Genomic DNA, 835 nt, shown 5'->3' with positions numbered 1-835 from the left:
TGCTCTTTAAAAACATGATTTATTTTTTGTAATTATTCCAATCTGTTGGCCTGTTGAAGGGCGGCTAAGCTGTAAGCTACTATCCAGTTAGGGGTTTATATGGCTCGCCGTCCTAGGGTTTTACTGCCGGATATCCCGTTGCATATTATTCAGCGGGGAAACAATCGGTCTGCGTGTTTTTATTCAGATGAAGACTATATTTTTTACATCGATACATTAGCCGTGCTTGCTGAATAGTACGGCTGTAAAGTTCACGCATTGTGCTTGATGACAAATCATGTTCATTTGTTGTTGACTCCCAGCTGCTGCGCAGGGGCCGGCCTGCTTATGAAGGGGCTGGGGCAGCGCTACGTTCAATATGTCAATCAAACATATAAACGAACGGGCACGTTGTGGGAAGGCCGTTTCCGCTGCTGTTTGGTTCAACAAGACAACTATGTTTTAGCTTGCTATCGATATATCGAAATGAACCCTGTTAGAGCCGGTATGGTTGCTCATCCGGGCGACTATCGCTGGACCAGCTATAGGGCAAACGCACAGGGCGAGCTGTCAGGCTTTATAAGCCCGCATGCGGTTTATAACGAATTAGGTAGCGGCACCGCGCAACGAGCCGAAGCTTACCGGTCTATATTCAATGAACGACTTTCACCTGGGCTGATAGAACAAATTCGATCTTCTACAAATGGTAATTATGTTTTGGGCGATCAGAAGTTTGCGTCCGAGATCGCGCACGCATTAGGTAAAAGAGTTTCGCAGGGTGTGTCAGGGCGCCCAAAAAAGTATGAGTTAAAAGAATAGAAGAATAGTGGTCTGACCCTTATTTTCCACTTATTTT

The 835-nt window shown here is 45.5% G+C and carries 1 pseudogene; it reads left to right on the top strand.

What is annotated here, in order from left to right:
• Window positions 1-249: 249 nt before the first annotated feature.
• A pseudogene (locus tag AACV02_RS28275) lies at window positions 250-798 on the top strand (transposase); the annotation flags it as partial.
• Window positions 799-835: the final 37 nt, after the last annotated feature.

The organism is Pseudomonas sp. Larv2_ips (assembly GCF_963879675.1).
Taxonomy (GTDB): Bacteria; Pseudomonadota; Gammaproteobacteria; order Pseudomonadales; family Pseudomonadaceae; genus Aquipseudomonas.
Note: the sequence above shows the minus strand (reverse complement) of the source record. Positions and strands in the feature narration are given on the sequence as shown.